Origin of the sequence: Pseudomonas brenneri, from assembly GCF_007858285.1 — a bacterium.
In the GTDB taxonomy this organism is placed as follows: domain Bacteria; phylum Pseudomonadota; class Gammaproteobacteria; order Pseudomonadales; family Pseudomonadaceae; genus Aquipseudomonas; species Aquipseudomonas brenneri.
Genome location: NZ_VFIL01000004.1, coordinates 472,214 through 485,016 on the forward strand (window position 1 = coordinate 472,214; position 12,803 = coordinate 485,016).

A 12,803-nucleotide genomic window follows, 5' to 3' on the forward strand; every position below is an offset into this window, starting at 1 on the left:
TTTGGTTCGCTAGGCTACCACTTGCGCCAGATGACCCAAGCCGTCAAAGCCACGAAATAGATTGCCGAGAAATAAAATGGCCACGTTGCCCAGCGTTTGAGTGCCAATGGGACTGACCCCAACTCCTCCCTGCTCACTTCATTGCTCTTCATATGGGTTTTGGGCTGCATGAAAAAGCCAATGAGTATGCTCATACGCATGGTTCTATCGATACGTGTGTTCCTTCCCCAAAAACGCTTGTTGCCTTGGACCGCCTCGTTCTCGCTGAAATAGCTTTCTATCTCATCCAGTTTTTTATACTCGGCGTATAGGAGCAAGCCCAAAGAAACGAACATTCCAAGTGCCAGCGCTATCAGGATCAAGGTGTATAACGACATGTTTATATCCCTGCTGGCTTGTACAAAAGATCGCCCATCTCTTCTCCAAAAATCCCGCCCTCGGCCCCCCCGCCATACCCACCAGCAGCGCCTCCGATAATCCCGCACGCCAACTTCCCTTGACCTTTCATAACCACACCCAGGACAACGTTGCAGATGGACCGCGCAAGGTGAGCCCCGATTGCTCCACCCGCTGCTGCCCCCGAAACACCACCCACCAACCTCCCCCCTTCCACATACCTCGCCCTGCTGCACAGCTCCCCCCGATCCTTCATACACGCCTCCTTGATCTGCAACCCCGCCACCCCCACATCCAGCGCCAGCCCCACATACGTGCCATTGCCTAAAAACTTCGACGTCTGGGCAATGCTCTTGATGCGCTGGGTGTAACCGGCGATCTCACTCTTATCCAGATAGCTCCTGGTCGAAATCCCCAGCACTTTTTTCAACGATTTATGGCTCTGCAAACTGGTACCAAACCGCGCCGCGCCTTGCAGTTGCACCTCCAGCTTGTTGAACAACACCTGGCGATGGCGTACAAAATTGTTGCGATCCAGCACCCCGTCCTTGAGCTGTCGGTGCAACCGTTCAACCTCCTCCAGCGTGTGCTTGACCTCATCCAGATGCCGACCCCATGCCGAGGTGGCACTGCCGACACCTAAAGAGCTGTAGCCGAGCAGGCTTTGCAGCAAATCATACTTGCCGACCACCGCTGTCCCGAGTGCCGTGTCCTGTTCCAGGCCGCGGCGGATGTCCTCGGCATGGCGCATCAACCAGGCATCGTTGAAGGTGCAGGCCATGCCGTAGTCATTGGGAATAATCACCATCTGCCCAGGTGTGACCAGGCCGTGGCGCAAGTGCAGGTTCAACGCATCGAACTGCGCCGACAGTTGGTTGTAGGAGTCCTTGAGCAAACTGGATTTCAAGCTGTGAAAATCTATGGTCCGGTCATTGATATACGCCTGCGCCATCGCCCGCATCCCTGATGCAATGAATAGGGCGTAGGAATATAAGTAAGCAGAACGGGCCTGGCACAAGCCCAGGGATGAAAAGCGGCTTGTCAATTACATTTGGGAAGTTGCCTACTATGCGAGCGATCAAGACCTACAGAAAGTCCGCCATAACTCCCCCCGAATGCCAACTTTGTAGGGGCGAGCTTGCTCGCGAAGCTCTCAGAGCTGCACGGTTTATCCAGAATGAACGTGTCGTCTGGAGGTTTTTCGCGAGCAAGCTCGCTCCTACAGTATTAACCGTGCGCCGCGCGATTTTTTCACATTGATTTCACTGCCTGCCCACGCCCCGGGATCTAGATTGCCCGCCAACGCCAAAGGCAATACCAAAGCTTCCCAGGGTGAACAGTGTGGTTGACATGATCCAGGCCAAACCCCGCGCAGATCGGGGCTTGGCGAAAACGCTCAGACAGCTGTGGCTGCGGTTCATCGCACTCATCGCCCTGTGCCTGCTAGTGATGGGGGCCATGCTCTGGCCGACTTCACCGCAGGATCTGGGGGCCGACAATCGCCTGGTCACTTCAGGGGCCCTGGCGGCCTGGCGCAGTGGCAACCTGATCGTGCTGGTGCGCCATGCAGAACGCTGCGACCGCTCCAGTAATCCGTGCCTGGGCCCTGCGGATGGCCTAACCCGATCCGGCAGCGTCTCGGCAGCCACCGTGGGCTCCGCGTTCCGCACCCTGGGCATGTCCCACAGCGATGTGTTGAGCAGTCCTACCACTCGCACCGTGCAAACCTCACAGTTCATGTTCGGCGACGTCCATGTATTACCTGACCGCCTGACCTTGTGTGGCGCCACACTCACGCACGACCTGCCTGCACGCAAGGTCGCCGGACGCAACCTGCTACTGGTCACCCATAGTGAATGCATCGGCGACCTGGAGCGGGTACTGGGCTACCCCCATGCTGACGGTGCCGAATACGGCAGTTCGCTGTTTGTCCAGGTGCGCAGCAACGGCAAGCTCAAGGTACTGGGCGTACTCAACAGCCAGGACTGGGCCACAGCCCTTGGACACCTCTGACGGTCAGCTCACGATATCGCTACGCCGCAGTTCATCCTGCACTTGCAGCACGAAGGTCGGATCGTTGGGCTCCCCAGCAACCTGCAACGTGCTCAGGTTCAACCGCCGGTCATAGGCGACGATGGCTTCACCGCTAGCCCCGGAAAACCGGCTGACAAACTGCAGCGGCTTATCACCCAATTGCACCCTGATACCTGATACATCGACTTTATCCTGGCCGCTGACAAAATCCTCGATCCGGTCCGGTGCCGCCGCGCTGGACTCGTTGATCTTGCCATAGACAAAGGTGTCATTGCCCTTGCCGCCCCACAACCTGTCAGCCCCCTCGGCGCCGTAGAGCACATCGTTCCCGTCACCACCGCGCAACTCGTTATTCGCGGTGTTACCGACCAGCCAGTCGTTGCCTGACCCGCCAATGGCGTTCTCGATAGTGGCGCCATAAGCAATGGAAACGTTGCCTTTAAGAGCACCCACATCGGAAAACGTACCCTCTTTGAGACTGATTTTTTGATCCTGGACGTAGCCCGAAAAATCTAGCGTGTCATTACCACCACCATCCCAAATGGCGGCGAGTATTTTGTCGTCCTTGGTATTGACGCTGAGGAAGTCACGATCGGTATTGGAATTGAAGCCGTAAGTGGTGTCGTCTTTGCGGGTTTGGTGATTGGCGCCATATTTCGATTGGTAGGCAGAAATATCGTCGAGTTGGGGAGCCGATGCCCGGAAACCACCGTGATTGGCATAGCTCGTTCGTTCACCCCGGTAACTCATGACGCTATGGCTTTGAGAGTCCTCATGGGAGTCGATCTTCGAGCGATCAAGAATGCCATTGTAGTTACCCGGATGCGTAAGTCCCATCGCGTGGCCCAGTTCATGGGTGATCGTGTGGCGACCGGCATCACCATGGTGAGCCTTGGGCACCGACATTTCTTCAGCATTGTTCACAAACCAGACAGCGCCTCCCCGGCCTTTATTATCCGGCAGTTCCGTATGGGGTTGAGCGTCGATGGATTTATTATTCTTATCAAATCTCTGACCATAGTTACCGATTGCAATATGCCCTTCACTCTTGACGGTCCTAGGCCCTTCGTTGAACTTGACGTTTGCGACATCGGCAATTGATTGAAGGCTGAGTTCGGTTTGCTTCCTTTGATTTTCAAGGATCGATGTGAACCCTGACCTGCCACCCCGTTTCAGTTTTTTATCAGCGGGAGCAGATAGAAACTCGTAGCTGACATCGTACGTGCCATCACCGTTTTTATCTGGCCATCCGGGACTTCTACGCCACAGCTGCCGTGCGGCCTCTTCAGTGGTTTTGGACTGCAATCCGTTGTGCTTGATCGTACCGCCGCGGTCATCGCGATGCCGGAACTGGTCAATATCCTGGAGCGTGCTGCTTACTCGTGGTGTAACTGCGGACATAAATACCCTCACTGAGCCAGTAACCCTTTTTCAAAGCTGAACCGAACAGCGTGGTGCTCGCTTCAAACATGAACTTGAAGGGTTACGGCGGGGCAAGAAATACGATTTGTCTTTGAAACGAGCAGGAAAGAATAAAGCCCCGCACAAGGCTCACGCCCGTCCTATCACCCCGGCAACGGAATCACCCGCAACGGTCTGACCGACTTGTAGGAAAAACTCGAATATATTTCCTTCACACACGGCAATGTCTGCAACACCTCGCGGGCAAATTCGCCGAAGGACTCCAGGTCCCTGGCCACCACTTCCAGCAAAAAATCATAGCGCCCGGATACGTTATGGCAGGCGACGATTTCCGGGATATCCAGCAGCCGCTGTTCAAACGCCCGGGCGATTTCCTTGGAGTGGGTGTCCATCATGATGCTGACAAACGCCGTCACCCCGTAGCCCAGGGCCTTGGGCGAAAGAATCGCCTGGTAGCCGCTGATCACACCGCTGTCTTCAAGGTTCTTGACCCGGCGCCAGCACGGCGAGGTGGTCAGGGACACCCGTTCGGCCAGTTCGGCGACGGTCAGGCGCGCGTTGCCTTGCAGGGCGTTGAGCAGGGCTTTGTCGGTACGGTCCAGACTGCTGGGCATGTCTTGCCTCAAATCATTATTTTTATGGGGTTTCATCCTTCGCCACAGGTTTTTCTCGGCAAAGTAGGCAACGTTCGGCCTCGGTTATGAGCATAGCATTGTAGGAAATAAGGAGCGTCCGACATGAAAAATAAACACAACACATTCGGCTTTTCCACCCGTGCCATTCACTACGGCTACGATGCGCAAGACCACCATGGTGCCCTGGTGCCGCCGATTTATCTGTCGGCGACCTTTGCCTTCCCGACCGCCGAATACGGCGCCGGGTGCTTTGCCGGTGAAGAAAGCGGGCACTTTTACACGCGTATCTCCAACCCGACCCTGGCGCTGCTGGAGTCGCGCATGGCCACCCTGGAAGGTGGCGAAGCCGCAGTGGCGTTCAGCTCCGGTATGGGGGCGATTGCGGCAACCTTCTGGACCTTGTTGCGCCCCGGCGATGAAGTGATCGTCAGCCAGACGCTGTACGGCTGCACCTTCGCCCTGCTGCACCACGGCATCGCCGAGTTCGGGATCAAGGTGCGCCATGTCGACCTGTCGGACCTCGACGCCCTGCGCGCCGCACTCTCCCCTGCGACCCGCATGATCTACTGCGAAACCCCGGCCAACCCCAACCTGCAATTGATCGACATTGGCGCCGTGGCCAAGATCGCCCACCAGCAACCCGGCATTACTGTGGTGATCGACAACACCTACTGCACCCCGTACCTGCAACGCCCGCTGGAACTGGGTGCCGACGTAGTGGTGCACTCGGCCACCAAGTACCTCAGCGGCCATGGCGATATCACCGCAGGTATCGCCGTCAGCCGCCACGACCTGGCGCAACGGATTCGCCTGCAAGGCTTGAAAGACCTGACCGGTGCCGTGCTGTCGCCCCAGGATGCGTTTTTGCTGATGCGTGGTCTCAAGACCCTGGCCCTGCGCATGGATCGTCATTGCAGCAATGCCCAGGCGGTGGCCGAAGCGTTGCAGGCCCACCCGGCCGTGGAGTCGGTGACCTACCCCGGCCTGCGCTCCTTCCCACAATACGAGCTGGCAGCACGTCAGATGAAACTGTCGGGCGGCATGATTGCCTTCGAACTCAAGGGGGGGATCACCACGGGCCGACGCTTCATGAACGCGCTCAAGCTGTTCAGCCGCGCGGTCAGCCTGGGCGATGCCGAATCCCTGGCCCAGCACCCAGCGAGCATGACCCACTCCACCTACACCCCGGAACAACGTGCCCAGCACGGAATTTCTGAAGGCCTGGTACGGTTGTCGGTGGGGCTGGAGGATATCGCGGACTTGCTGGCCGATATCGAGCAGGCCCTGGCTCATTGCGTCAAGCGTGCTCCCGCGCTCAAACAGGCGACGCACTCTGTGTAATGACGGGTTATTTGACCAGGCGGGTTTCCTTCGACGGCCGATAGCCGAAATAGGCGCTGTAGCATTTACTGAAGTGGCTCGGCGACACAAACCCGCAGGCCACCAGCACATCGACCTGGGACAGTTCGGTGTGCTGCAACAAGCGTCGCGCCTCGGTGATGCGCAGTTCCAGGTAGTAGCGCTGCGGCGTGGTACCCAATTGCTCGCGGAACAAGCGCTCCAACTGGCGCCGTGACCGCCCGGCATACAGCGCCAGTTGCTCCAGGGCCAGGGGCTCTTCGAGGTTGGCATCCATCAGGCGCACCACCTCGCGTAACGGCGCACTGACGCAGATATTTTCTGCGGGTTTGATCCGCCGGTAGCGCGACTCCTCAAAGGCCAGGATATCTTCGATACCTTCCACCAACGCTTTGTCGTGCAGGCTCTTGATCCAGTCCAGGGCCATATGGAACGCCCCCGAAGGACTGGATGCGCTCAGGCGATCGCGGTCGATCACATAGGGCTCGCTACTGACCTGCGTGGCCTTGGCGATTTCCGTCAGGGCCGGGCGATGTTCCGGGTGAATGGCACAGCGATAGCCGTCCAGCACCCCGGCCTTGCCGAGGAACCACGCACCGTTCCATAAGCCGGCAAGGATCACCCCCTGTTGCGCCGCAGCCTTGAGCAGTTCGATAAAGGTTTCGCTGGCCTTGAGCTGGGTGCGGTAACCGCCGCAGATCACCAGCAGGTCAAGCTCCGCCAGCGCGCTGTGGTCGAGGCGTGCGTCGGGGCGAATCACCAGGCCCAGGTCGCTGATCACCTCCTGCTCGCCCAGGCCGAAGGTGCGCGAGGTGAACAGCCCCGGACGTAACAGATTGGCCGTGATGAAGGTGTCCAGCGCCTGGGTGAAGGCCGGCAGTGAGAAATGCTCCAGCAGCACAAACCCCGCACGGATCAGGCGCGGGGCCTGGCCCGGGGTTTCGTTCAGGTAGCGCAGGTTCTTGCCTTTCATGCCGCCGCTGAATTGCCGTCTTTCCATGATTGTTTGACCTGCCTACGACGCGCCATCGCCAGTCAAGCCGGCGTTTACAAGCGATTAAGGCTTGATGTTCTTCAACTGGTTGAGCAGTTCAAGCAACTGCTGCAACTGCTCTTCGCCAAACTGTTCCTGAATCTTCTGGTAATTGCTTTCCATCCCGGCGCTCATCTCGACGAAGCACTGCTGCCCCTGCTCGGTGAGGTTCACGAACACGCGGCGCTGGTCTTCGCTGGACTTGCGGCGGCGCACGAGGCCGTCGCGTTCCAGGCGTGCCAGGACGCCGGTCATGCTCGGCTTGAGGATGCAGGCCAGGTGTGCCAGTTGATGGCTTTCCAGTTCGCCTTGCTGGCGCAGGATACGAATCACCCGCCACTGCTGCTCGGTCAATTGATGTTCATTGAGCAACGGCCGGAAAAACGCCATGGCCGCTTCGCGGGCCTGCAGCAGGGTCAGTGTCAGGGAAGGTCTGGGAGTGGACATGGTTCACGCGCAAAAGAGATCGAAGCGTCGAAGCTTAGGGTCGGCTCCATGGGCATGCAAGCCGGCCGCCGCACAAACTCGTTAATCTCGACATGAATTATTTACAAGAAGCACAAATTTTCTACCCGCAATAAATATAACATGTTAACAATATACCAATCCCTTCAGCGATCAGAAGGGTGATACCTACAAAAACAACAAAAGGAATCTGTCATGCATTTGCGCCTCCTCCCCTTGGCGGCCAGCGCCGGCCTGTGCGCTACGTTCAGCCCCTTGAGCGCCTACGCCGAGTTTATCCAGGACAGCAAGGCCAGCCTCGACCTGCGCAATTTCTATATGAACCGCGACTTTCGCCAGACCAACGCGCCGCAGAACAAGGCCGATGAGTGGGCCCAGGGCTTTGTGCTGCGCCTGGAGTCGGGCTACACCGAAGGCCTGGTGGGTTTTGGCGTGGATGCCCTGGGCGAGTTGGGGGTCAAGCTCGACTCCAGCCGTGACCGGCGCGGTACCGGCCTGCTGCCTTATGGCGCCAGCCAGCAGCCCGTCGACAACTACAGTGAACTGGGCCTGACGGCCAAGGTGCGGGTGTCGAAAACCGTGCTCAAGGCCGGCACCCTGCAACCGCAGTTGCCCGTCGCCGCCTACAACGACACCCGGCTGCTGCCCTCGACCTACACCGGTGAACTGCTCACCTCCCAGGACATCGCCGGACTGACCCTGAACCTCGGCCGCCTGGAAAAACAGAACCTGCGCGACTCGTCCAGCAACGATCAGATGAGCTACGCTGGCGTCGACAGCAGCCACCTGGACCTCGCCGGTGGCACCTATGCAATCACCCCGCAGTTGGCGACGACCTACTACTACGCGCAGATGCAGGATATCTACTGCCAGCACTTTATCGGCCTGGTACATGACTTGCCGCTGGCCGAAGGCATCAACCTGCGCAGCGACCTGCGTTACTTCGACACGCGCGAGCAAGGCAGCCATGCACTGCGTGGCGCCTCACGGGTGGACGGTGGGCGGATCGACAACCGTTTCTTCAACGGCATGCTGAGCCTGTCGATGGGCGGCCACAAGGTTGGCCTGGGCTATCAGAACCTCTCGGGCGACGGCGATTTCGCCTACCCGGGCCTGGACCCCTACTCGGTCAACCTGGTGACCATCAACGTGTTCACCAAGGCCCAGACCGATGCCTGGCAGGCGCGCTACGACTATAACTTCGCCGCCTTCGGCCTGCCGGGCCTGACCTTCATGACGCGCTATGTCGATGGCAGCCATGTGCAGACCGCCAGCGTGCGCAATGGCCGCGAATGGGAGCGCGATACCGACCTGACCTACACCGTGCAGAGCGGGCCACTGAAGAACGTCAACGTGCGGCTGCGTAACGCAACGCTGCGCTCCAGCAACGGCCTGACCAGTGATATCGACGAAAACCGCATCATCGTCGGCTACAGCCTGGCGCTGTGGTGATCAACGCAGGCCGGATTGGCGCAGGCGGTATTCCCCCGGTGTGGCCTGCGCATAACGCTGGAAAAACCGGCTGAAATAGGCCGGGTCCTTGAAGCCCAACTGGTAGCAGATTTCATTGGCGGAACTGCCGGTAAACAGCAACAGGCGCTTGGCCTCCTGCATCAGCCGTTCAAGCACCAGGCGCTTGGACGGCAGGTCGGCAATGCGCCGGCATACGTCATTGAGCCGCGCTTCGGTGACGCCAATGGCTTCGGCGTAGGCCGACAGCGGCCAATGCAGCAGATAGTGGTCTTCGATCAGCTCATTGAAGCGATGGAAGATGCGCAGGTCTTCATGACGCGCCGGGCGCGCTTCCAGGGAGTTGGCACTGAGCCGCAGCAAACTGATCATGATCAGCCGGGTCAGGCTTTCCAAGGCCGTTGCACGACCGGCTCCGGCGCTGTTGATTTCGTTGCACAACTCGTCAAACAACCATTCCAGGCGCTTGATCTCGGGCTGGAACTGCGGCCCCAGGCGGGCCAGCGCCACGCAGGCCGGCGGCACTTGCGGGCCGGGCGCAAGGCTTGGGTCGGCATCGATCAGCGCCCGCACCAATTGCTGGCGTACGGTCAATACATGGCCGTCGGCGTCGGCTTCGGTGACGAAGGCATGGGCCACCGTCGGTGGCGTCAGGAAAAACATCGGCCCGGATTCCAGGTATTGCTGGTCGTCGAGGTAGACCCGCACCGCGCCACTCTTGACGTAATGCACCTGGAAAAACCGGTCATGGCGATGCACGGGCATGTTGCGCCCGAAAAATCCCGCCAGGTTGCCGAGCCGGTCGTAATGCACGTCGGCATCGCTGTAGCGCTGGTCGTAGACCTGGCCGATGTTGATATTGGGGATCGGTTTCACAGGCATCTCTTTATTGTTTTTTGCACCCGATGATTTTGCCACGCTTGACGGTAGTTAACATATTAATTATAACGTTAATACATTAACGAACTGCCTCCAGAGCAGTCGCCATCGCCAGGAGAAATCCATGAGCCGTACCCTGCATGATGTTGCCAGCGGCACCCTGTTCGGCGTCGCGCTGAACTACCAAGGCTTGCTGAACCAGCGTCTCGCTGAATTCGAACAGCCGCCGTACCAGAAGCCGCCGGTCAAGCCGGTGCTGTTTATCAAGACGCCCAATACACGCAACAGTCATGACGGCGTGGTGTTTCATCCTGCTGGCCAGCGCCTGCAACCTGGCCCGGCCCTGGGCGTGGTAATGGGTAAAAGTGCCAGCCGCGTCAGCGTGGAAAATGCCCTGGACTATGTGGCGGGCTACACCATCGTCAATGAATTCAGCCTGCCGGAAGACAGCTACTACCGCCCCGCCGTCAAAGCCAAGTGCCGCGACGGGTTCTGCGCCCTCGGCCCGCAACTGGTGGCCCGCGAACAGATTGCCAACCCCCATCAGTTGAGCCTCAAGCTGTTCGTCAACGGCGAACTGCGCCAGCAGAACACCACCGCCAACTTTGTGCGTGATATTCCCCGCCTCATCGCCGAAATCAGCGAATTCATGACCCTGCATGAGGGCGATGTGCTGATCACCGGCACGCCTGAAGGCCGGGTGGATGTGCACCCCGGCGACACCGTCGAAGTCGAGATCAGCGGCCTGGGCCGCCTGGTCAACCACATCCAGGCCGAGGAACAGCCATGAAACACGCGCGTATCCGTTTTGAAGGCCAGGTCCATCAGGTCCACGTCGAAGAGTTCAATGCTGTGCGCCTGGCTGATGGTCGGTTGCTGGCCGAAGACCAGGTCGAGTGGCTGCCACCGGCCACCGGCACTATGTTCGCCCTGGGCCTGAACTACGCCGACCATGCCGCCGAACTGGCCTTCGCCCCGCCGACCGAGCCGCTGGCGTTCGTCAAGTCGCCAGGCACCTACACCGGGCATAACCAGGTCACCTGGCGCCCCGACAACATCGTCTACATGCATTACGAGTGCGAGTTGGTGGCGGTGATCGGCAAGCCGGCGCGCAACGTCAAGCGCGAGGACGCCCTGGAGTACCTGGCCGGCTACACCGTGTGCAACGACTACGCGATCCGCGACTACCTGGAAAACTACTACCGTCCCAACCTGCGGGTGAAAAACCGCGACGCCACCACCCCGGTCGGCCCGTGGATCGTCGATGTGGCCGATGTGCCAGATCCGAGCAACCTGACCCTGCGCACCTGGATCAACGGTGAACTGCGCCAGGAAGGCAGCACCCGCGACATGATTTTCGATATCCCGTACCTGATCGAATACCTGTCCAGCTTCATGACCCTGCAACCCGGCGACATGATCGCCACCGGCACCCCCGAAGGCCTGGCCGATGTGGTGCCAGGCGATGAAGTGGTGGTGGAAGTCGAAGGTGTCGGCCGCCTGGTCAACCGAATTGTCAGTGAGGCGGACTTTTTCACCGCCGCCAAAGAGGCTTGAGCACCATGATCAAACATTGGATCAACGGCCGTGAGGTCGAAAGCAAAGACACCTTCATCAACTACAACCCCGCCACTGGCGAGGCGATTGGTGAAGTGGCCAGCGGCGGCGCCGAGGAAGTCGCCCAGGCCGTGGCTGCCGCCAAGGAAGCCTTCCCCAAGTGGGCCAATACCCCGGCCAAGGAACGTGCGCGCCTGATGCGCAAGCTCGGTGAACTGATCGAGCAGAACGTGCCCCGCCTGGCCGAGTTGGAAACCCTGGACACCGGCCTGCCGATCCACCAGACCAAGAACGTGCTGATCCCGCGGGCTTCGCACAACTTCGATTTCTTCGCTGAAGTCTGCACGCGCATGGACGGCCACAGCTACCCGGTGGACGACCAGATGCTCAACTACACCCTCTACCAACCGGTGGGTGTGTGTGGCCTGGTGTCGCCGTGGAACGTGCCGTTCATGACCGCCACCTGGAAGACCGCACCGTGCCTGGCCCTGGGCAACACAGCGGTGCTGAAGATGTCCGAGCTGTCGCCGCTGACCGCCAACGAACTGGGGCGCCTGGCGGTTGAAGCGGGGATTCCCAATGGCGTGCTCAACGTGATCCAGGGCTATGGCGCCACTGCCGGCGATGCGCTGGTGCGCCACCCCGATGTGCGGGCGATTTCCTTTACCGGCGGCACCGCCACCGGCAAGAAAATCATGCAGACCGCCGGCCTGAAAAAATACTCCATGGAGTTGGGCGGCAAGTCGCCGGTGCTGATTTTTGAAGACGCCGACCTCGAACGCGCCCTGGATGCCGCGCTGTTTACTATCTTTTCGCTCAATGGCGAACGTTGCACCGCCGGCAGCCGGGTGTTTATCCAGGAAAGCGTATACCCGCAGTTCGTCGCCGAATTTGCCGCCCGCGCCAAGCGCCTGATTGTCGGTGACCCGCAAGACCCGAACACCCAGGTCGGCTCGATGATCACTCAAGCCCACTATGACAAAGTCACCGGCTACATCAAGATTGGCATCGAAGAAGGCGCAAGCCTGGTGGCGGGCGGCCTGGAACGTCCGGCCAACCTGCCGGCGCACCTGGCACGCGGGCAGTTTATCCAGCCCACCGTGTTCGCCGATGTAAACAACAACATGCGCATCGCCCAGGAGGAAATCTTCGGCCCGGTGGTGTGCCTGATCCCCTTCAAGGACGAAGCAGAGGCACTGCGACTGGCCAACGATACCGAGTATGGCCTGGCGTCCTATATCTGGACCCAGGACATCGGCAAGGCCCATCGCCTGGCCCGTGGCATCGAGGCCGGCATGGTGTTCATCAACAGCCAGAACGTGCGCGACCTGCGTCAGCCGTTCGGCGGGGTCAAGGGTTCCGGTACCGGCCGTGAAGGCGGCCAGTACAGCTTTGAAGTATTCGCAGAGATCAAGAACGTGTGTATCTCCATGGGCAGCCATCACATCCCGCGCTGGGGCGTGTAACTGTAGGAGCGGGCTTGTCGGATCGCCGCACCGCCGCGATGGTCGTTAACGATAACGCTGGCTGTCAGGGTTAACGCGGCGACCTTG

The 12,803-nt window shown here is 59.5% G+C and carries 13 protein-coding genes; 6 read left to right on the plus strand and 7 right to left on the minus strand.

The window, feature by feature from the left end:
* Positions 1–14 precede the first annotated feature (14 nt).
* The gene (locus FJD34_RS11440) at positions 15–377 is read right to left on the minus strand and encodes a hypothetical protein (protein WP_032863713.1); all 363 of its coding nucleotides are present in this window, start codon (positions 375–377) and stop codon (positions 15–17) included.
* A gap of 2 nt (positions 378–379) precedes the next feature.
* Positions 380–1,348: a hypothetical protein gene (locus FJD34_RS11445; protein WP_146552203.1), complete on the minus strand. Its 969-nt coding sequence runs from the start codon at positions 1,346–1,348 to the stop codon at positions 380–382.
* A gap of 506 nt (positions 1,349–1,854) precedes the next feature.
* Here FJD34_RS11445 and pmrG point away from each other — a divergent pair.
* Positions 1,855–2,409, plus strand: coding sequence for a lipopolysaccharide core heptose(II)-phosphate phosphatase PmrG (pmrG, locus tag FJD34_RS11450; protein WP_308425964.1), 555 nt, complete (start codon positions 1,855–1,857; stop codon positions 2,407–2,409).
* Between the two features lie 3 nt (positions 2,410–2,412).
* Here the strand turns inward: pmrG and FJD34_RS11455 are convergent, their stop codons facing one another.
* Both FJD34_RS11455 and FJD34_RS11460 read right to left on the minus strand, forming a co-directional pair.
* Positions 2,413–3,831, minus strand: a complete 1,419-nt coding sequence (locus FJD34_RS11455) for a M10 family metallopeptidase C-terminal domain-containing protein (RefSeq protein ID WP_157695975.1) — start codon at positions 3,829–3,831, stop codon at positions 2,413–2,415.
* Between the two features lie 164 nt (positions 3,832–3,995).
* Complete coding sequence (locus FJD34_RS11460; RefSeq protein WP_032863716.1) at positions 3,996–4,466, minus strand: Lrp/AsnC family transcriptional regulator; 471 nt, start codon at positions 4,464–4,466, stop codon at positions 3,996–3,998.
* A 123-nt stretch (positions 4,467–4,589) separates the two neighbouring features.
* Here FJD34_RS11460 and FJD34_RS11465 point away from each other — a divergent pair, with 123 nt between their 5' ends.
* Positions 4,590–5,828 carry a methionine gamma-lyase gene (locus tag FJD34_RS11465; protein WP_065943750.1) on the plus strand — a complete coding sequence of 413 codons (1,239 nt, stop codon included), beginning with the start codon at positions 4,590–4,592 and terminating at the stop codon, positions 5,826–5,828.
* Between the two features lie 7 nt (positions 5,829–5,835).
* On the opposite strand, the gene FJD34_RS11470 is transcribed toward FJD34_RS11465, so the two are convergent.
* Together FJD34_RS11470 and hpaR are read right to left on the minus strand one after the other, a co-directional pair.
* A complete protein-coding gene (locus FJD34_RS11470) occupies positions 5,836–6,846 on the minus strand; it encodes a GlxA family transcriptional regulator (protein WP_090290783.1) in 1,011 nt (336 codons plus the stop codon).
* 57 nt (positions 6,847–6,903) lie between these two features.
* Positions 6,904–7,326 carry a homoprotocatechuate degradation operon regulator HpaR gene (hpaR, locus tag FJD34_RS11475; RefSeq protein ID WP_032863720.1) on the minus strand — a complete coding sequence of 141 codons (423 nt, stop codon included), beginning with the start codon at positions 7,324–7,326 and terminating at the stop codon, positions 6,904–6,906.
* A gap of 213 nt (positions 7,327–7,539) precedes the next feature.
* On the opposite strand from hpaR, the gene FJD34_RS11480 reads away from it, so the two are divergent.
* On the plus strand, positions 7,540–8,796 hold the full coding sequence (locus FJD34_RS11480) for an OprD family porin (protein ID WP_090290782.1): 1,257 nt from the start codon (positions 7,540–7,542) through the stop codon (positions 8,794–8,796).
* Here the strand turns inward: FJD34_RS11480 and hpaA are convergent, their stop codons facing one another.
* Positions 8,797–9,696, minus strand: coding sequence for a 4-hydroxyphenylacetate catabolism regulatory protein HpaA (hpaA, locus tag FJD34_RS11485; RefSeq protein WP_090290781.1), 900 nt, complete (start codon positions 9,694–9,696; stop codon positions 8,797–8,799).
* A gap of 121 nt (positions 9,697–9,817) precedes the next feature.
* Between hpaA and FJD34_RS11490 the strand changes: the two genes are divergently transcribed.
* From FJD34_RS11490 to hpaE, 3 genes are read left to right on the plus strand one after another with little or no spacing between them, the layout of a single operon-like run.
* Complete coding sequence (locus FJD34_RS11490) at positions 9,818–10,483, plus strand: fumarylacetoacetate hydrolase family protein (RefSeq protein ID WP_032863726.1); 666 nt, start codon at positions 9,818–9,820, stop codon at positions 10,481–10,483.
* Positions 10,480–11,250 carry a fumarylacetoacetate hydrolase family protein gene (locus tag FJD34_RS11495; RefSeq protein ID WP_032863727.1) on the plus strand — a complete coding sequence of 257 codons (771 nt, stop codon included), beginning with the start codon at positions 10,480–10,482 and terminating at the stop codon, positions 11,248–11,250. The genes FJD34_RS11490 and FJD34_RS11495 overlap by 4 nt, the downstream gene beginning before the upstream one ends.
* Positions 11,251–11,255: 5 nt before the next feature.
* Positions 11,256–12,716: a 5-carboxymethyl-2-hydroxymuconate semialdehyde dehydrogenase gene (gene hpaE, locus FJD34_RS11500; RefSeq protein ID WP_032863729.1), complete on the plus strand. Its 1,461-nt coding sequence runs from the start codon at positions 11,256–11,258 to the stop codon at positions 12,714–12,716.
* Positions 12,717–12,803 lie beyond the last annotated feature (87 nt).